Raw genomic sequence first — 17,287 nt, forward strand, 5'->3', positions numbered from 1 at the left:
CACTGGCCCGGGCGGAGGCCGCGCACAGGGCCCGCCGCGGCGACCCGACCCGCCGCGCGGACCTAACTCGCCGTGTGGAACCGGAGCTGCGCCGCGGTCAGACCGTCGGTCGCGATGAGCTCGACCGCGTCGGCCGCCTCGTCGAGGAGGTTGGGGAGCGTCTTGCGCTCGGTGGCACTGAAGTCGTGCAGCACGAAATCGGCGGCGTCCTGCCGACCGGGGGGACGGCCGATGCCGACCCGCACCCGGAGGAAGTCCTTCGAGCCGCACGCGGAGATGATGTCGCGGAGGCCGTTGTGGCCTCCGTGCCCGCCGCCCTGCTTGATCTTGAGGGTGTCGAACGGGATGTCGAGCTCGTCGTGCACGACGATGAGCCGCGACACGTCGAGGTCGTAGAAGCGCAGCAGTGCTGCCACCGGCGGGCCGGACACGTTCATGAACGTGGTGGGCTTCGCCAGGACCAGCCGGGGGCCGCCGGGGAACGAGCGTCCCTCGGCGACCGTCGCCTGCGTCTTGTGGGTCTTGAAACCCGAGTGAAGCCGGTCAGCGAGCAGCGACAGCACCATCTGACCGACGTTGTGCCGGGTGGACGCGTAGCCGGGCCCGGGGTTGCCGAGCCCGACCACGAGCCATCTGTTGTCGTCCAGGACTGCGCCCTTCGCTGATCCGCCTTCGGGATGTGCCGTTGCGAGAACCTACTCGGAGCGCTCTTCGTCTTCGATCGAGGGCACGTCGCCCTCGGCGGCGACCTCGCCCTCCGCAGCCACCTCGGCGCGAGGGAGGCTGATGATGACGACGAGCGACTCGGGGTCGCTGATCAGCTTGGCGCCGGACGGCAGCTCCACGGCCGAGGCCAGGATCTGGGCGCCGTCCTCGAGGCCCTCGATCGAGACGACGACGTTCTGGGGGATGTGAGTGGCCTCGACGTCGAGCAGCAGAGTGTTCGACTCGATCACGTGAATCGTGCCGGGGTACGACTCGCCCTCGATGTGAACGGGGACCTCGACCTCGACGCGCTCGCCGGCGCGGACGATGACGAGGTCGATGTGCTCGATGATCTGGCGGACCGGGTCGCGCTGGATGTCCTTGACGAGGGCGAGCTGCTTGGTGCCCTCGATGTCGAGCTCGAGGACCGAGTTCGAGCGGCGGGTGATCAGCATGGTCTCGTGGCCGGGCATGGTCACGTGGACCGGCTCGGTGCCGTGGCCGTAGATGACGGCGGGGATCTTGTTGACGGCGCGGATCTTGCGGGCCGCGCCCTTGCCGAAGCTCGTGCGGATCTCGACGGACAGCTTGTTGTCGTCAGACATGTGTGTCTCCTTCTGGAAGTGGTGGGCTCTCGTGGAGCCCGGGAATTCAACTCGAACGCATCAATAAGCGTGAGGAAAGACAGGGACTGTCCGCCCACCGCGTCGATAACGGGTGCACCGCACCCCTCGCCGAAGTTCGGGTAGGAGTCTACGGCACGTTCACCGGATGGTCGAACCTCGTACTGCCAGACCCTGGCTGTCCGCCCAGAAGCGTGGATAGATTGTCCGTACTTACTGTGAAGGAGGCACCGTGGCCGAACACGGAGAGACCGCAAAGGCGAACATCGGCGTCGTGGGGCTGGCCGTCATGGGCTCGAACCTCGCCCGCAACCTCGCCAGCCGAGAGGGCAACACCGTTGCCGTCTACAACCGCTCCCCCGAGCGCACCGACCTGCTCATGGACGAGCACGGCGACGCCGGGTTCATCGCGTCGAAGTCGATCGAGGACTTCGTCGCCTCGCTGTCGAAGCCCCGCACGGCGATCATCATGGTCCAGGCGGGCCGTGGCACCGACGCCGTCATCGGCCAACTCGCCGACCTGTTCGAGGAGGGCGACATCATCGTCGACGGCGGCAACGCCAACTTCCACGACACGATCCGCCGCGAGCACGACCTGAAGGAGAAGGGCCTCAACTTCGTGGGCACCGGCATCTCGGGCGGCGAGGAGGGCGCGCTCAAGGGCCCGTCGATCATGCCGGGCGGCAGCGCCGAGGCCTGGGAGACGCTCGGCCCGATCCTGAAGTCGATCGCCGCGGTCGCCGAGGGCGAGCCGTGCGTGACGCACATCGGCACCGACGGCGCCGGACACTTCGTCAAGATGATCCACAACGGCATCGAGTACGCCGACATGCAGCTCATCGCCGAGTCGTACGACCTGCTCCGCCGCGTCGGCGGCCACGACCCCGACGCGATCGCCGCCGTGTTCGAGGAGTGGAACAAGGGCGAGCTCGAGTCGTACCTGATCGAGATCACCGCCGAGGTGCTCAAGCAGAAGGACGCCGAGACCGGCACGCCGCTCGTCGACCTCATCCTCGACGAGGCGGGCTCCAAGGGCACCGGCGTCTGGACCGTGCAGAACTCGGTCGGCCTGGGCGTCCCCGTCGGCGGCATCGCCGAGGCCGTGTTCGCGCGCGCCGTGTCGTCCAAGCCCGACCAGCGCGCCGCGGTGCAGAAGACGCTCAAGAACCGTCCCGACATCCAGGAGGCCGGCGAGGGCTTCGAAGACGACGTGCAGAAGGCGCTCTACGCCTCGAAGATGGTCGCCTACGCTCAGGGCTTCGACGCGATCATCGCCGGGGCCAAGGAGTACGGCTGGGACATCGACAAGGGCGCCGTCGCCAAGATCTGGCGGGGCGGCTGCATCATCCGGGCCCAGTTCCTGAACCGGATCGTCGACGCCTACGAGAACGACTCGACCATCGCGACGCTCCTCGAAGACGAGTACTTCGCCAAGGCCGTGGCCGACGGCGAGGATGCCTGGCGGCGAATCGTCGCCAAGGCCGCCCTGTCGGGGATCCCCGTTCCCGGCTTCGCGTCCGCGCTCAGCTACTACGACTCGCTCGCCTCCGAGCGCCTGCCCGCGAGCCTGATCCAGGGCCAGCGCGACTTCTTCGGAGCGCACACCTACAAGCGCGTCGACAAGGAGGGCACCTTCCACACGCTGTGGTCGGACGACCGCAGCGAGGTGGCACAGGACCCTTCGACGCACTAGAGGCAGATCAGAGAAGAGCGCGGGCGGCGGGCGCAGGAACTGTCCCGTCGCCCGTCCGTCTCACACCCGCGCGAGCAGCTCCGTCGTCGCCCGTGCCGCCGCTTCCGCGACGCCGACCTCGTCCACCGTCGTCAGGCGGCCGTCCGTGACCACGCGGTCGCCGCCGACGAACAGTCCCGCCACCGGCGGCATCGACGCCAGGCCGAGAGCTGCGACCGGGTCGACCAGGCCGGCGAACTCGACGCCCGAGACGTCCCAGAGCGCCAGGTCGGCCAGCTTGCCGACCTCGATCGAGCCGAGATCGGCGTCTCGTCCGAGCACCCGGGCGCCGCCGATGGTCGCGATGCGGAGTCCGTCGCGCACGCTGAAGCCGTCGGCCCCGGCGCGGAGCCGGTTCATCAGCACGGCCTGGCGGATCTCGGTGCCGAGCTGGCCGGACTCGTTCGAGGCCGAGCCGTCGACGCCGAGCCCGACGGGAGCCCCGGCGGCGAGCAGCTGCGGGATCGGCGCGATCCCCGCGGCGAGGCGCGCGTTGGAGGACGGGCAGTGCGCGCTGCCGGTGCCGGTGGCGCCGAAGCGGGCGATCGCGTGCTCGTCGAGATGGACGCTGTGCGCCATCCACACGTCGTCGCCGAGCCAGCCGAGATCGTCGAGGTACTGGGTCGGCGTCTTTCCGAAGCGCTCCTGGCAGAAGGCGTCCTCTTCGACGGTCTCGGAACCGTGCGTGTGCAGCCGCACCCCGAGCGAGCGCCCGAGCACGGCGGCCTCGCGCAGCAGGTCGGACGTCACCGAGAACGGCGAGCACGGCGCCAGCGCGATCTGCGTCATGGCGTCGGGAGACGCGTCGTGGTACTTCTCGACGGCGACCGCGGACGCCTCGAGGGCGGCGGTCGTGGTCTCGACGGCGAAGTCGGGCGGGAGGCCGCCGGCCGAGCGTCCGAGGTCCATCGAACCGCGGGTGCCGTGGAGCCGGATTCCGACACGGGCCGCCGCCCGGACGATCCCGCCGAGGATGTCGCCGGATCCTGCGGGGAAGACGTAGTGGTGGTCGGCGGCGAGGGTGCAGCCCGATTTGGCGAGGACGGACAGTCCTGCCTCCGCGCCGGCCTCGACGAGCGTCTCGTCGATGCGCGCCCAGGTCGGGTACAGCGCGACCAGCCAGTCGAACAGGATGGAGTCCTGCGCGATGCCGCGCGTGAGCCACTGGTACAGGTGGTGGTGGGTGTTGACGAGTCCGGGCGTCAGGAGACGTCCGCGAGCGTCGATGCGCTCGACGGTCACGTCGCCCAACGCATCGGTGGCCCACTCCGGTGCCGGCCCGTCGCCCACCGCGACGATGCGCGAGTCGTCGACGACGACGTGGCCCGCCGCGAACTCGGAGCCCGCTGCGTCGACCGTCGCGACATAGGCGCCCTCGAAGACGAGGCGCCGGGTCACGCCAGCCACGCCGCGATGCCGGCGACGGCCTTCTGCTTCACGACCTCGGACGCCCCGCTGCACTCGATCGACGAGAGCGCGCACGCGGCGAGCTCTTCGTCGCTGAGGCCGAGCACATCGCGGCAGAGCTGGTACTCCTCGAGGATTCCGGGGCCGAACAGCACCGGGTCGTCCGCATTGATCGAGCAGCGCACGCCGGCGTCGAGCAGCGTCTTCAGCGGGTGCGCCTCGAGGGTCGGCACCACGCCGAGCAGCAGGTTCGACGTCGGGCAGAGGTCGAGGCAGGTGCCGTCCTGCGCGAGGCGGGCGACGAGCTCGTCGCTCTGCACGGCGGTGGCACCGTGCAGGATGCGGTCGGCACCGAGCACGTCGAGCGCCGACAGGATCTCGTCGGGGCCGGCCAGCTCGCCGGCGTGCGGAGTCGCGAGGAGACCGGCCTCCTTGGCGATGCGGAAGGCCTCCTCGAACTGTGCGGCGGGGTGGCCGCGCTCGTCGTTGGCGAGACCGAACGAGACGACGCCGCGGCCCGCGTAGGGAGCGACCGTCTTCGCGTAGGCCACTGCCTCGTCGGGACTCTCGACGCGGTCGGCCGTGATCATGTAGCCGACCTCGACGCCCCACTTGGCGCCGTACTCGCGGGCCTTCTCGATCATGGCGTCGAGGGCCAGCTCGGTCGAGCCGAAGGTGGCGACGTAGAAGTGCGGGCTCGCGCCGAACTCGGCGTAGGCGACGCCGTCGCGAGCGCAGTCCTCGATCGACTCCTCGATCAGGCGGAACAGGTTCTCCTTGATCGACAGCACCTGCAGCATGCCGCGGTAGGTCTGGCTGAAGTCGCTGAAATCGTCGAAGTGATCGGGGACGCTGACATCGACGCCCTCCGCCGCCCCCATCTCAGCGAGGGTCTCGGGCCGGATGGCCGCCTCGTGGTGGATGTGGAGGTGGGCCTTCGGGAGGTCCTTCAGGTCGCGGACGGCGACGAGGTCGCGGACGGCTGCGGGTGCTTCGGTCATTCGGGTGCTCCTTGGGTGCGAGCCCCGCCGCCGACGAGGGCGTCGAGGAATGCTCGGTGGAATGCGTCGTTGTCGACGGTGAGGACGGCGATCGTGTCGGGGACCTCGTCGATCGCCCACGGCACCGGGGTGCCGTCGGCGGCGGTCATGATGCGCGCCCGGACCGTGAAGCCGTCGTCGGTGATGTTGACGGGCCCGCTCGCCGACTCGGCGATCCACTCGGGGCGGACCGTCAGGGCTGCGGCGAGTCCGTCGTGCACCGGGCTGACGCGGCGACCCCAGGCGAACTGGTAGAAGTCGAGGTACGACTCCAGGATGTCGGCGGCGAAGGTGCCGGTCGGGGTGCCGGAGGCGTGCAGGGCCTTGATGTCGGCCTCGTCGGTGAAGACGGTCCCCGTGGCATTCACTCCGACCATGACCCGGCGGGTGGCCGGTGCGGAGAAGACCGCCTTAGCCGCCTTCGGGTCGTTCTGGATGTTGGCGTCGAACATGTGGCTGGCGCCGAGCTCGGGGAAGGGCCCGCTGCCGCCCATGATCGTGACGGACCGGAACTTCGTCAAGAGCAGGGGATCCTGCGCCAGTGCCAGGGCCAGGTTCGTCAGGGGGCCGAGCGTGAGCAGGTCGACCTCGCCCGGGGCGTCGTTCGCGGACTTCACGAGGTGCTCGGCCGCCGTCAGCTCGAGGAGCACCTCGGGGAGGAGGCGCGTCTCGACGACGTCGCCGAGGCCGTCGTGACCGTGGACGTAGTGCGCGATGTGCGCCTCCGCGGCGAGCGGGCCGGCGGCCCCCCGGGAGACGGGCGTCAGAGGCCGGCCTCCGAGGCGCGTGACGTGGCCGATGTTGCGGAGGGCGTCGTCGACGACGCAGTTGCCGTAGACGGCGCTGATGCCGACGATCTCGACATCCGGCTGCGCGGCGAGGAAGAGCAGGGCCAACGCGTCGTCGATGCCGGTATCGGTATCGACGTGGACGGTGCGGGTCACTTCGTGACGGCCTTTCCGGCGTCAGGGCCCCACTTGGCCAGGACGGCCGTCTCGACGAAGGTCGCGATCGTGTAGAAGAGCACCGACAGGGCCGTGACGATCACGCCGATGGCCCAGATCTGGCCGTAGTCGAACTGCGCCTTGGCGCTGGTGACCGCGGCGCCGAGCCCCTGGTATGTGAAGAGCCACTCGTAGAGCATCGCACCCGTGATCGCACCGGGGACGGCGATCCGCATCGAGGCGAAGAAGTGCGGGAGCGCCGTCGGGATCGCGACGCGGCGCATGATCGTCCAGCGATTGCCGCCGTAGACGCGGATCAGGTCGACGGACTGCGCGCTGACCGAGTTGAAGCCCAGCGTCAGATTGACCAGGAGCGGGAAGAAGACGACCACGCCGCCGACGAAGGCGGCCGTGACCCAGCCGACGCCGAAGATCAGGAAGATGACGGGGGCCATGGCCAGCAGCGGCACGGTGCGGAGCACCATGGCGATCGGCATGAACATGAACTCGAGCGGGCGGATCAGGGTGAAGGCGATCGCGATGACGACCGACCCCCCGACGCCGAACACGAAGCCGATGAGAGAGTGGAAGAGCGTCTCGCCGCTGAGGCCCACGAGCACCTCGCGGTTCTTCGAGGCGTCGTTCGCGGGGGTGCCCGCGCTGTCCACGAACAGGTAGCGGTACACGTCGAGCGGCGTCTTGGCGATCAGCGGATTGGCGTGCAGCGCGATCAGGGCGAGCTGCCAGGCGATGCAGATGAGGATCAGCGAGATCGCGATCGTCAGCACGGTGCGCCCGACGCGGCGCCCGATGAACCGGGCGGTGGACGTGCTCGCCGTCGTTGTCACGGGAGCGCGACGGGCGGTGGTGAGTGCGGTGGCCATCAGAACCCTCCTCCAGCACGGGCGTCGCCGGCCGACCAGGGCGCCACGAGGCGTCCGATGCGTCCGATGACGAAGTAGGCGAGGCCGGCCACGCCGGCGCTGATGAGCGCGACCGCCCAGAGCTTCACCGAGGCGGCGGTGGCCGTCGCAGCGAGCAGGAGGATGCCGATGCCGGAGTCGACCCCGATGAGGAAGTACTCGCCGAGGACGGCGCCGAGGAACGCCGCGGGCGCCGCGAGCTTGAGGGCGGCCATGATGCTCGGGAGGGCCGCGATGAGGCGCACCTTCACCAGCACGGTGAAGCGCGAGCCGCCGTAGGCGCGGATCACGTCGATCTGCGTCTGGCTGGCGGCGTTCAGGCCGAGGATCGTGCCGACCACCGTCGTGAAGATGACACTGAGCGCCGCCAGGAAGATCGACGTCGTGCGGCTGCCGGCCGGCATCAGCAGGGTGACGATCGGGGCGATCGCAGTCAGCGGGATGCATGTCGTGACCACCGCGAGCTGCGTCGACATGCCCTCGAACCAGGGGAACACCAGCACGAGCGCGGCGAGCACGAGCGCGATGACGTTGCCCCAGAGGAAGCCCCAGCCGGCGCTGGCCGCGGTCTTGGCGATGGCGTTCCAGTAGACCGAGTCGGTCAGGTCGTGGAAGAGCTGCGCGAAGACGAGGCCGGGCTGCGGCACGCTGCCGGTGACCTTGAAGATCGTGACGGCGACGATCTGCCAGACGATCAGGATGACGACGATGCCGACGACGGCCCCGACCCACGGCGGCATGGCGTGGAACGTGCCCATGACGGAGCGGCGGGTGCGTCTGCTCGTCTCGGCGTCGAGCGCGATGCTCTGCGAGAGATCGCGTTCGTACTCTCTCCTGATGTCAGTCATCGGTCGCCGCCCCGTGCGCTCCGAAGAGGATCTCCGAGATCTGGTCGACGTAGGCGTGGAACTCGGGGGTGCGGGTCAGCTCAGGGAGGCGCGGGCGCGGAAGGTCGATCTCGACGACCTCGGCGATGCGTCCGGGGCGAGCGCTCATGACCGCGACGACGTCGGAGAGGAAGACCGCCTCCGAGATGCCGTGCGTCACCATGAGGGTGGTCGAGGGCTTCTCGGTCCAGATGCGGAGGAGCTCGACGTTCATGCGCTGGCGCGTCATGTCGTCGAGGGCGCCGAACGGCTCGTCGAGGAGCATGATCGTCGGCTGCACCGCGAGGCAGCGGGCGATCGACACGCGCTGGCGCATTCCGCCCGAGAGCTGGGCGGGCTTGGCGTTCTCGAAGCCCTTGAGGCCGACGAGGTCGATCAGGTCGTCGATGAGACCGGGTTCGGGGGTGATGCCAGCCACCTCGAGGGGCAGCCGGATGTTCTTGGCGACCGTGCGCCAGGGCAGCAGCGCGCTGTCCTGGAAGGCGATGCCGGTCTCGTGGCTCTTCTGGACCTCGGCCGACGACTTGCCGTTCACGACGACGGAGCCGGTGGTCGGGGTCTCCAGCCCCGCCAGGATGCGGAGAATCGTCGATTTTCCGCATCCCGACGGGCCGAGGAGCGTGAGGAAGGCATCCTTCTTCGTGCCCAGGTTCACCTCGGACAGCGCCTGCACCGACTTGCGGCCGAGCTGGAACGTCTTGGTGAGTCCCTGAATGTTGATGCCGGTCGCGAGGTCCGGCGAACCGGCCGGGTCGTTCGTGGCGAGGGCGAGCTGAGTACTGGGCATGAAGGACATCTCTACTGGAGCGGAGCTATCAGGAAGCCGGGATCGTGAAGGAGGTGATGAGGTCGGGGTTCTCCTTGTAGACCTCTTTCAGGATCGAGAGGTCGAAGAGCTTGTCGGCCGTGATGGTCGTGCCCATGTCGCCGAGCGACTTGATGGTCTCGGAGACGAGCTCGTCGGTCATCGTGAAGAGGCCGTTCGAGTTGACGTCGTCGGTGAGGACGAGGCTGTTCTGCGCCGTCATCTCCTTGACCTGCTCGGCCTGGTCGAGGTCCTGGTCCTTGCCGTACTTCTCGACGGCGTACTTCGCGCTCTGCTCGGGGTCCTTGACCGCGTCGGTCCAGCCCTGGATCTCGGCCTTGAGGAAGGCCTTGAGGGTGTCGCGCTTGTTGTCGATGGTGTCCTGCGTGACCGTGAAGGTCTCGGCGACGAACGGGAGGCCGTTGTCGGCGAAGCCCAGGGTGACGGGCGTGAAGCCGTCGGCCTCGGCGAGAAGCGGCTCGTTGGTGAGGTACGACATGTGCGCGTCGTACTTGCCGGCCTCGAGGGGGGCGATGTCGTACTGCGTGGTGACGAGCGTCACGTCGGAGGTCGTCAGGCCGTTGGCCTTGAGGAAGCCCTCGAAGGTGGTCTGGTTGCCGCCGGACTGCACGCCGATCTTCTTGCCCTTGAGGTCGGCGACCGTCTTGATCGGCGTCTTCTCCTCGAGCGACAGAAGGCAGAAGGGGTTCTTCTGGTACGTGGTTCCGATGATCTTCAGGGGTGCGCCCTTGAGGATCGCCGGAGCCGTGATCGACGGGCCCGACAGGCCGACGAGCGCCTGGCCGGCGACGAGCGCCTCTTCGGCACCGGTCTGGCCACCACCGGCGAGGAGCGTGACGCCCTTGAAGCCGGCCTTGGTGTAGTAGCCCTTCTCGGTGGCGAAGTACTCGCCGGCGAACTCGATGTTCTTGATCCACGAGAGCTGGACGGCGATGGTGCCGAGGCTTCCGGCGGCGGCGGCTCCACCCGACGACGAGGTCGACGAGGGGCTGTCGGTAGAGCACGCTGCGAGGAGAGCGGTGGTTCCGGCGACGAGGCCGACGGTTCCGCCGAGGCGGAAGAACGCGCGACGGTCGAGGTCTTTCTTCAGCACGGGCGGGGCAGAGAAGGCGCTCATGGGCACTCCAAGGGGCTAGGTGTCTCGGGAAGTGGGGATCGTTCGGGGCGAGTTTGTTTCCGCTGCATGCCCTGGCATCAATCCGTGATTCTCGGAACGCTAGACGGCGATTGTTACCCCCGTATTTCGGGAGTGTTGCCGTCGTCGCATCCTCGGCGAACCGTTAGCGTCGCTTCCATGAACGAGCACCCGACGCCGGATCCGACCGGGCGCCGCGACGATCTCCTCGCGAAGATCGTCGACCACGTCATCGACCACGGCATCGCGCAGATCACCTTACGCAGTTTGGCGACAGCTGTCGGTTCGAACAACAGGATGCTGCTCTACTACTTCGGCAGCCGCGAGGAGCTCATCGTCACGGCCCTCCACGGCGCCGAGTCGCGCTTCCCGACGATGGCCCGCGTCGCCGAGCTGCTCGACGACCGGTCGCTCTCGCTCGCCGAGCGGATCGGCAGCGCCTGGGACGTCATCGCGCTCCCCGAGAACCTCCCGTTTCACCGGCTCTTCTTCGAGATCTTCGGCCTCGCCGGCTTCGAGCGCGAGAGGTTCGAGGCGCTGCTCGGTCTCATCGGCACCGAGTGGGTGCAGCACGCGGCCGCGGCCTTCGAAGACGCGGGGCTCTCCGCCGACGAGGCCCTCGACGCCGGGCACGAGACGGTCGCCCTGTGGCGCGGACTCCAGGCCTCGCTCCTGAGCCTGGGCGATGGGGCCGTGGTCCGCCGGGCCGCGGCGAACGCTCACGCGGGCCTCGTGGCCCGTGCGACCCGGCCCTGACCCGATGGTTTGTTAAGTCTCTGTTTCGTGGCTGGACTTGACCTGAACCACTTGGTTCACTGATCCCATGAAGCAGATCCACCTCGGCGTGTTCGAAGTCGCCTCCCCCCAGGTCGGCGGTACCCGCAGCTGGTTCCACCCCCGCAGCGACTCCGTCCGCTACCGCGAGCTCGACCTCTGGATCGGCATGGCGAAAGTCCTCGACGACGCCGGCTTCGACTTCCTGTTCTTCGCCGACGGCTTCGGCTATCCGTCGATCGACGGCGACCTCCCCGAGATGGCGGCCCGCGGCGGCATCAACTTCGCCGGCATCGATCCTGCGCTCCTGATCCCCACACTGGCCCGCGAGACCTCGCGCCTCGGCTTCGTCGTCACCGCCGCCACCGGCCTCGACCACCCGCTGCAGACCGCCCGCCGCTTCGCCACGCTCGACCACCTCACCGGCGGCCGCGTCGGCTGGAACATCGTCACGGGCGGCTCGGCCAACACGGTCGCCGAGCTGTTCGGCCACACCGAGATGGTCAAGCACGACGACCGCTACGACCAGGCCGACGAGTACCTCGACCTCGCCATGACCCTCTGGGAGGGATCGTGGGAGGACGACGCCTACATCGGCGACAAGGAGACGCAGGTGCTCGCCGACCGGTCGAAGATCCACCGCATCACCTTCGAGGGCAAGCACTTCCGCTCCGACGGCTACTTCACCTCGACGCCGTCGCCGCAGCGCACCCCGGTGCTGTTCCAGGCCGGCACCTCGGCCCGCGGGCGCGCCTACGCTGCGCGCAACGCCGAGGGCGTGTTCGTGCAGTACACGACCGGGCCCGCGACCAAGGCCAACGTCGCCGACATCCGCGCCAAGGCGGCAGAGAACGGACGCGACCCCGCGTCGATCGTCACGATGATCGGCCTCTCGGTCACCGTCGCCCCGACGAGCGAGGAGGCCCACCGCCTCCGCGCCGAGTTCGACGCCATGCAGAGCGACGAGGTGGTGGCTGTGCTCTACGCCGGCAACACCGGGATCAACCTGCTCGACCTCGACCCGGAGCGCGACCTCACGCAGCTCCGCGACGACGGCGGCCAGATCGGCCAGATCGCACAGAGCAACATCGACAGGTTCCTTCCCACCGACGGATCGAAGCCGCCGACGGTGCGCGAGATCCTCGACGACCTCAAGGGCAAGGGCACCCGCGGGCTGCAGCTCGTCGGAGACCCGATCGAGGTCGCCGACCGGCTCGAGCAGATCATGGACGAGACCGACCTCGACGGCTTCATGATCGAGCCGCTCTTCGGCACGGCCGACTGCGTCGACTTCGCCGAGCTCGTGGTGCCCGAGCTCCGTCGCCGCGGTCGGATGCCCGCCGAGCCGCTGGAGGGGACGCTGCGCGAGCAGGTTCTCGGGCGCCCCGGAGCGCATCTGTCGGCCGACCACCCGGGCCGCCGGTTCAAGGTGACGCCGGCGCCCGTCGGGGCGTAGTCGGCGACGGCGCTGCCGAGTTCCCCCGATCGGGGCACCTCGACGCCGCCCAGATCGGGGCAACTCGCCGAGGGCGTCAGGCGGTGGCGGCCCAAGCCCGAAGGGGCGCGTACAGCTGCTCGAACGTCGGCGCCCGGTACGACGGCGCGGCCTCGGCGGCGGCGAACCGCTCGATGAGCGCCGTCACCGACCCCTGCTCGGCGGCGGGAGCCAGATCGTTGCGCCAGATGTCGCCGACGCTCAGCAGGCGCTCCGGAGCCTCGGCCAGGCCGTGCGCGGCGCGGAGCCTCGTCAGGATCGGGCCCATTCCCGCGGGCTTGCCAGCGCTGGTGACGACCTCGTCGAACACTCCGTCGAGGCCGAGGTGCACGAGCTGCGCCTCCACGCCGGTCGCCGTCGCGTTCGTGACGAGCACGGTGATCGCGTCGATCTCGCGCAGGAACTCGCCCACCCCCTCGGGGGCCCACGTCTCCAGGCGACCCTCCGCCAGCTCGACGCGGCTGGCCTCGTACGCGGCTCCGAGCTGCGCCGGGGTCGCCCCGAGCTCCGTCGCGAGCGTGGCGGCGGCCGCGTAGCCGTCGGCGGCGTCGACCACGGAGTCGAGGTGAGCGGCGCGAGTTACTGCCGACGAATGCAGCCCTGCAGACGAACGCAGCCCTGCGACCTGCTCATCTGGGCCGCGCAGGAACTGCGCCACCGTCGCCTCGACCACCCGCCGCGGGGCGGGCAGCGCCTCGTCGAGGTGCCGCGCGTAGCTGAGGACGGGGTCGTCGCCGAGGCACACCGTGCCGTCGAAGTCGAGCACGACGAGCTTCGGCAGCGCAGCTTCAGAGGCCACGGGCTAGGCGGCTCCGTCGAACATGGACGTGACCGAGCCGTTGTCGAACACCTCGTGGATCGCCCGCGCGATGAGAGGTGCGATCGGCAGCACGGTCAGCGTCGGGAACTTCTGGTGCTCGGTGAGCGGCAGGGTGTCGGTGACGACGACCGAGTCGATGAACTCGTTGTGCAGGATCTCGGGCGCCGGGTCGGAGAAGACGGCGTGGGTCGCGGCGACGATGACGCCGAGCGCGCCGGCCTTCTTGAGGGCCTCGGCGGCCTTCGCGATCGTGCGGCCCGTGTCGATGAGGTCGTCGACGAGCAGGCACACGCGCCCCTCGACCTGGCCGACGATCTCGTGCACCGAGACCTCGTTCATGACGCGGGGGTCGCGGCGCTTGTGGATGATGGCGAGCGGGGCGCCGAGCTTCTCGCTCCAGATGTCGGCCACCTTGACGCGCCCCATGTCGGGCGAGACGACGGTCAGCGTGCTCGCGTCGAGCTTCTCCTGGAAGTGCTTGAGCAGCACGGGCATCGCGAAGAGGTGGTCGACGGGGCCGTCGAAGAAGCCCTGGATCTGCGGGGCGTGCAGGTCGACGCTCATGATGCGGTGCGCGCCGGCGGCCTTGAACAGGTCGGCGACCAGGCGGGCCGAGATCGGCTCGCGGCCGCGGCCCTTCTTGTCTTGGCGCGCGTAGGGGTAATAGGGAGCGACGACCGTGATCCGCTTGGCCGAGGCGCGCTTGAGGGCGTCGACCATGATGAGCTGCTCCATGAGCCACTCGTTGATCGGGCGGGTGTGCGACTGGATCACGAACGCGTCGGAGCCGCGGACGCTGTCGTCGTAGCGGGCGTAGATCTCACTCGACGCGAAAGTGCGAGCGTCGGTGTGAGTGAGCTCTGTGCCGAGCTCTCCCGCGATGTCGATCGCGAGCTGAGGGTGTGCGCGGCCTGTCACCAGCACGAGTCGGTTCTCGCCGGTGATCTTGATTCCGGACACGTCACTCGCTCTCTGGCCGTGAGGCCTCGGCACTGGCCCGCTCGGAGGGAGCGGCTGCCGATTCGTCGTCTCGTGCGGCGGCTGCGGCCTGGGCCCCAGCCGAACCGGGGTGCTTGGCCTCGGTCCATCCGCTGATGATGCGCTGCGGAGCGACAGTGAGGGCCAGCGAACCCGCCGGCACGTCTTTGCGCACGACTGCTCCGGCCCCGGTCGCCGCTCCGTCGCCAATCCTAACGGGCGCGACGTAGACCGTGTGCGCGCCTCCGTGCACGTGAGAGCCGATGACGGTGCGGTGCTTGTCCACGCCGTCGTAGTTCGCCGTGATCGACCCGGCACCGAGGTTCACGCTCTCTCCGACCTCGGCGTCGCCGACATAGCTGAGGTGCGGCACCTTCGAGCCGCGCCCGATGTCGGCGTTCTTCGTCTCGACGAATGCGCCGATCTTGCCGTCGGCCCCGAGGATCGTGCCGGCCCGCAGATACGAGAACGGACCCACCGTGGCACCGGCGCCGATCACGGCGAGCGTGGCGTCCGTGCGCTTCACGGTCGCGCCCTCGCCCACCTCCGTGTCGACCAGGGTGGTGTCGGGGCCGATGATCGCGCCGGTCTCGACGACGGTCGCCCCCTTCAGCTGGGTTCCCGGCTGGATCTCCACATCGGCGGCGAGGCTCACGTCGCGGTCGATCCACGTGGTCTGGGGGTCGAGGATCGTGACGCCCTCGCGCTGCCAGTGCTCGACGATCCGGTCGTTGAGGCGGCGGGCCGCCGCGGCGAGCTGCACGCGGTCGTTGATGCCCTCGACGCGCCACGACTCCGAGACCGGGAGCGCGGCCACGACACCGCCGTTGACCGCGACCAGGCCGACGATGTCGGTGAGGTACTTCTCGTTCTGCGCGTTCGCGGCCGTGACGAACTGGAGGTGCCGGCGGAGCGCGGCGACGGTGAACGCGTACGTGCCCGAGTTGATCTCGGTGACCGCGAGCTCGTCCGCCGATGCGTCCTTCTGCTCGACGATGCGCGTCACCGAGCGGCCCTGGCGGATCACGCGGCCGTAGCCCGTCGGGTCGGCGACGATCGCGCTCAGCAGCGTGACCTCGGCCGCCTGCTCGCGGTGCAGCTCGAGCAGGGCCGAGACGCTGGCGAGGTCGAGGAAGGGGACGTCGGCGCTGACCACGACGACGTCGCCGTCGAAGTCGGCGGGGAGCTGCTCGACGGCCTGCTCGACGGCACGGCCGGTGCCGGGCATCTCGTCCTGGTCGACGAAGCGGGCGTGCGGCGCGGCCTCGCGGACGCTCTCGGCGACGACCTCGCGGTCGTGACGCACCACGACGAGCAGGTGCTCCGGCTCCAGCGCGCGGGCGGTCTCGAGCACGTGGTGCACGATCGGCATGCCGGCGAGGCTGTGCAGCACCTTCGGGGTGGAGGACTTCATGCGCGTGCCCTGCCCAGCGGCGAGGACGATGACGGCGAGTGGGGGCACGGTTTCTCCTGAGGTCGTCGGGTTCCGGACGCCGGATCAGCTTACGGCGCGGCGGCCGTGGGGCCGCGCAGGGACGTCGACCTGCAGATCCGGGCCCGGGGTGTCCTGAGCTTCTCCGACCGGGCCGAGCCCGATGGACCTCCTGTCAAGGGGTAGGCGAGTTCGGCCCGACGACGAGGGCGACGAGAATGCTGGACCCATGAGCCAGTACGACAAAGTCGACCCCGTTTCCCTCTACCCGGCCCCGCCGTTCCCGAAGCAGGAGCAGTCGCTTCCCGGCGGCGCCTGGAAGATGGACCCGAGACCGGACCACGGCGAGAGCAGCTACGTCGGGCTCGGACGCCTGAAGGGATTCCGCGGCGTGGTCACGGGCGGCGACTCCGGCATCGGCCGAGCAGCGGCGATCGCCCTCTCCCGCGAGGGAGCCGACCTCGTCATCGGCTACCTTCCCGACGAGCAGACCGATGCCGAGGAAGTCCGCGATCTCCTCGAGGGCGAGGGGCGCCGGGCGATCCTGTTCCCCGGCGACATCTCGGACGAGCAGTACTGCCACGACCTCGTCGAGAAGGCCGTCTCGGAGCTCGGCGGGCTCGACACCCTCGTGATGGTCGCCGGCCGCATGGACAGCAACGACGACATCCTCACGCTGACCACCGAGGCGTTCGACGCGACCATGAAGACCAACGTGTACTCGCTCCTCTGGCTGTGCCAGGCGGCGATCCCGCACCTGGAGCCCGGCTCCAGCATCGTCACCACGGGGTCCGTCCAAGGCGCGCAGCCGTCTCCCGACAAGATCGACTACGCGGTCACCAAGGGCGCCATCGGAGTCTTCACGGCCGCCCTCGCTCAGCAGCTCGCCCCCAAGGGCATCCGCGTCAACTCCGTCGCGCCCGGCCCCGTCTGGACCCCGCTGCAGCCCGGATCCGACGACGCCGAGACCGTCTCCTCGTTCGGCGAGCAGGCCCCGTACGGTCGTCCGGGACAGCCGGCGGAGCTCGGCGCCGCGTACGTCCACCTCGTCAGCCCCGAGTCCAGCTACACCTCCGGGGCCACGATCACCATCGCCGGCGCCACACCCGCCTACTGAGCAGCAGGTCTGCAGAGAAGGAAGCCGACGCGATGAGGATCACCTACGACACGGAGACCGACTCGATCTCCGTCCCCGGTCTCGATGCCGAGCAGAACGAGCTCCTGCAGCGTGAGCTGTCTGCCGCCCTGTATCGGAACGAGCCCGTGCAGGATGTGGCCGCCACCATCATGGCGGCGGCACGGCGCTTTTCCGGCGAGAGCTGACCGCTCGCCCGGCTCCGCCTCCAGGACTCGAACCTAGACCTAACAGCTCCAAAGGCTGTCGTGCTGCCATTACACCAAGGCGGATCGCGCGCTCAGGCGCCGAATCAGTCTGCCAGATCGCGCCTGTGCCGGGGCGCGGAGCGGCTCGCGCGGTGTAGGCGGGTGCTGGTCGGTACGGGCACGCCCCCGGAGGCCCGCCCGAGCCGACCGGCACCCGCCGAAGCACCCCGCCGACACGGCGGG

At 69.4% G+C, this 17,287-nt stretch carries 17 protein-coding genes and 1 tRNA gene; 5 read left to right on the forward strand and 13 right to left on the reverse strand.

Features of this window, described 5'->3' with window-relative positions; all coding sequences use genetic code 11:
* Positions 1-62: 62 nt before the first annotated feature.
* Together pth and AC07TY_RS09925 are read right to left on the reverse strand one after the other, a co-directional pair.
* The gene (gene pth, locus AC07TY_RS09920; RefSeq protein ID WP_123506274.1) at positions 63-647 is read right to left on the reverse strand and encodes an aminoacyl-tRNA hydrolase; all 585 of its coding nucleotides are present in this window, start codon (positions 645-647) and stop codon (positions 63-65) included.
* 48 nt (positions 648-695) lie between these two features.
* Entirely contained in the window at positions 696-1,310 is a 615-nt protein-coding gene (locus tag AC07TY_RS09925; protein ID WP_494785206.1) for a 50S ribosomal protein L25/general stress protein Ctc, read from the reverse strand.
* Positions 1,311-1,560: 250 nt separating this feature from the next.
* On the opposite strand from AC07TY_RS09925, the gene gnd reads away from it, so the two are divergent.
* Positions 1,561-3,021, forward strand: coding sequence for an NADP-dependent phosphogluconate dehydrogenase (gene gnd / locus AC07TY_RS09930; protein WP_123506276.1), 1,461 nt, complete (start codon positions 1,561-1,563; stop codon positions 3,019-3,021).
* A 60-nt stretch (positions 3,022-3,081) separates the two neighbouring features.
* Here the strand turns inward: gnd and AC07TY_RS09935 are convergent, their stop codons facing one another.
* From AC07TY_RS09935 to AC07TY_RS09965, 7 genes are read right to left on the reverse strand one after another with little or no spacing between them, the layout of a single operon-like run.
* On the reverse strand, positions 3,082-4,467 hold the full coding sequence (locus AC07TY_RS09935; protein ID WP_494785207.1) for an 8-oxoguanine deaminase: 1,386 nt from the start codon (positions 4,465-4,467) through the stop codon (positions 3,082-3,084).
* Positions 4,455-5,468 carry an adenosine deaminase gene (gene add / locus AC07TY_RS09940; protein WP_494785208.1) on the reverse strand — a complete coding sequence of 338 codons (1,014 nt, stop codon included), beginning with the start codon at positions 5,466-5,468 and terminating at the stop codon, positions 4,455-4,457. Before add ends, AC07TY_RS09935 begins: the two co-directional genes overlap by 13 nt.
* The gene (locus AC07TY_RS09945) at positions 5,465-6,451 is read right to left on the reverse strand and encodes a nucleoside hydrolase (protein WP_488625675.1); all 987 of its coding nucleotides are present in this window, start codon (positions 6,449-6,451) and stop codon (positions 5,465-5,467) included. Before AC07TY_RS09945 ends, add begins: the two co-directional genes overlap by 4 nt.
* Entirely contained in the window at positions 6,448-7,335 is an 888-nt protein-coding gene (locus tag AC07TY_RS09950) for an ABC transporter permease (protein WP_494785209.1), read from the reverse strand. Before AC07TY_RS09950 ends, AC07TY_RS09945 begins: the two co-directional genes overlap by 4 nt.
* Complete coding sequence (locus AC07TY_RS09955; RefSeq protein WP_488625674.1) at positions 7,335-8,222, reverse strand: ABC transporter permease; 888 nt, start codon at positions 8,220-8,222, stop codon at positions 7,335-7,337. Before AC07TY_RS09955 ends, AC07TY_RS09950 begins: the two co-directional genes overlap by 1 nt.
* On the reverse strand, positions 8,215-9,048 hold the full coding sequence (locus AC07TY_RS09960; RefSeq protein WP_233579996.1) for an ABC transporter ATP-binding protein: 834 nt from the start codon (positions 9,046-9,048) through the stop codon (positions 8,215-8,217). The genes AC07TY_RS09955 and AC07TY_RS09960 overlap by 8 nt, the downstream gene beginning before the upstream one ends.
* A 28-nt stretch (positions 9,049-9,076) precedes the next feature.
* Entirely contained in the window at positions 9,077-10,204 is a 1,128-nt protein-coding gene (locus AC07TY_RS09965) for an ABC transporter substrate-binding protein (RefSeq protein WP_123506282.1), read from the reverse strand.
* 177 nt (positions 10,205-10,381) lie between these two features.
* Here AC07TY_RS09965 and AC07TY_RS09970 point away from each other — a divergent pair, with 177 nt between their 5' ends.
* Together AC07TY_RS09970 and AC07TY_RS09975 are read left to right on the forward strand one after the other, a co-directional pair.
* Positions 10,382-10,978, forward strand: a complete 597-nt coding sequence (locus tag AC07TY_RS09970; RefSeq protein ID WP_494785210.1) for a TetR/AcrR family transcriptional regulator — start codon at positions 10,382-10,384, stop codon at positions 10,976-10,978.
* Between the two features lie 67 nt (positions 10,979-11,045).
* Positions 11,046-12,452, forward strand: coding sequence for an NtaA/DmoA family FMN-dependent monooxygenase (locus tag AC07TY_RS09975; RefSeq protein ID WP_123506284.1), 1,407 nt, complete (start codon positions 11,046-11,048; stop codon positions 12,450-12,452).
* Between the two features lie 76 nt (positions 12,453-12,528).
* On the opposite strand, the gene AC07TY_RS09980 is transcribed toward AC07TY_RS09975, so the two are convergent.
* The 3 genes from AC07TY_RS09980 to glmU are packed head-to-tail and all read right to left on the reverse strand — an operon-like array spanning position 12,529 to position 15,751.
* Positions 12,529-13,290, reverse strand: a complete 762-nt coding sequence (locus AC07TY_RS09980) for an HAD family hydrolase (RefSeq protein WP_494785211.1) — start codon at positions 13,288-13,290, stop codon at positions 12,529-12,531.
* Between the two features lie 3 nt (positions 13,291-13,293).
* Complete coding sequence (locus AC07TY_RS09985) at positions 13,294-14,271, reverse strand: ribose-phosphate diphosphokinase (RefSeq protein WP_123506286.1); 978 nt, start codon at positions 14,269-14,271, stop codon at positions 13,294-13,296.
* 1 nt (position 14,272) lies between these two features.
* On the reverse strand, positions 14,273-15,751 hold the full coding sequence (gene glmU, locus AC07TY_RS09990; RefSeq protein ID WP_494785212.1) for a bifunctional UDP-N-acetylglucosamine diphosphorylase/glucosamine-1-phosphate N-acetyltransferase GlmU: 1,479 nt from the start codon (positions 15,749-15,751) through the stop codon (positions 14,273-14,275).
* A gap of 199 nt (positions 15,752-15,950) precedes the next feature.
* Here glmU and AC07TY_RS09995 point away from each other — a divergent pair, with 199 nt between their 5' ends.
* Positions 15,951-16,838, forward strand: coding sequence for an SDR family oxidoreductase (locus AC07TY_RS09995; RefSeq protein WP_494785213.1), 888 nt, complete (start codon positions 15,951-15,953; stop codon positions 16,836-16,838).
* 32 nt (positions 16,839-16,870) lie between these two features.
* Positions 16,871-17,044, forward strand: a complete 174-nt coding sequence (locus tag AC07TY_RS10000) for a hypothetical protein (RefSeq protein ID WP_494785214.1) — start codon at positions 16,871-16,873, stop codon at positions 17,042-17,044.
* A gap of 12 nt (positions 17,045-17,056) precedes the next feature.
* Here the strand turns inward: AC07TY_RS10000 and AC07TY_RS10005 are convergent.
* Positions 17,057-17,128, reverse strand: a tRNA-Gln gene (locus AC07TY_RS10005).
* Positions 17,129-17,287: the final 159 nt, after the last annotated feature.

The organism is Frondihabitans sp. GW821-FHT04F02, from assembly GCF_059420045.1.